Source organism: Catenulispora subtropica (assembly GCF_039531675.1).
In the GTDB taxonomy this organism is placed as follows: Bacteria; Actinomycetota; Actinomycetes; order Streptomycetales; family Catenulisporaceae; genus Catenulispora; species Catenulispora subtropica.
This window is the reverse complement of sequence record NZ_BAAAQM010000130.1, coordinates 1-1,027: the sequence shown is the minus strand read 5'-3', so window position 1 is coordinate 1,027 and position 1,027 is coordinate 1. Positions and strand designations below refer to the sequence as shown.

The 1,027-nt window shown below is 68.5% G+C and carries 1 protein-coding gene; it reads right to left on the bottom strand.

Going from position 1 to position 1,027, the window contains the following annotated elements; all coding sequences use genetic code 11:
- Nucleotides 1-1,027, bottom strand: a 1,027-nt coding sequence (locus tag ABD466_RS44260) for a putative Ig domain-containing protein (RefSeq protein WP_344663327.1), incomplete at both ends; no start/stop codon positions are given.

Below are 1,027 nucleotides of genomic sequence, written 5' to 3'. Positions count from 1 at the left end.
TGCTGATCGACAGGCCGGCCGGCAGACCGGTGGCCGAGTAGGTCAGCGACTTGCCGGAGGAGTCGGTGGCCGACATCTGCAGGGTGCTGATCGCGGTGCCGACGGTCGAGGACTGGTTACCGGGGTTGGTCACCGAGACGGTCTCGGTGCCGCCGTGGTTCACGATCGGGTGTGAGATGGAGCAGTTGTTGGTGTCGTTCGACCAGGAGGCCTGCTCGGCGTAGGTGCCGAAGGAGCCGAAGTTGATGTTGGCGGCGCCGCCGGAGGTGCCGGGGGACAGCCACGCGCACTCGTCGGAGTTCTCCTGGCCGCTGGAGGCGGTCCAGCCGCCGGGCGGGTTCTGGTCGGACAGCGTCTCGTGCCACTCGTGGCCCAAGGTGATGGTGTAGCCGTCGGTGGTACCGGGGGAGTTCACGAAGCCCACGCCGCAGCCGGCGCCGGAGTCGATGTTGTACGGCTGGTTGGAGAAGGCGAAGTCGCCGACGTCGGAGCTGACCGCGCCGCCGGTCAGGGTGCTGTCACCGTTGTAGTCGTGCCAGGCGCAGTACTGGCCCTGGTAGTTGTCCGGGTTGGTGCCGGTCGGCGACAAGATGACGTAGAACGCCTGCCGGTTGGAGGCGGCGGTGGTGTTGCCGAAGTGGTGCGCGGCGTTCAGGGCCTCCTGGCCCAGCTGGTGCCCGGTGGCCGCCGACGGCGAGGCCGCGGAGTTGTCGTACCAGACGCCGGCCAGGACGCCGCCGCTCTGGTAGGGCACGAACTGGCTGGCCGGCAGGTTGCTCGGGCAGGACGTGGCCCCGGTGCTCACCCCGGCGCCGTCGCACCACTGGGTCAGGTCCGCGGACCACAGCTCGTTGTTGGTCCCGATGCCCTTGTACATCTGCTGGGCCACACCGGCGGCGCCGGCCGAGTCGTTGGAGAACTTGGCGTTGCCGTTGGCGTCAGTGGTCTGCGATCCCCACTGGTTACCGTAGAAGACGAGGTAGACCTTCGACTTCGCGCCGGACATGACGCCGATGCCGTCGATCCC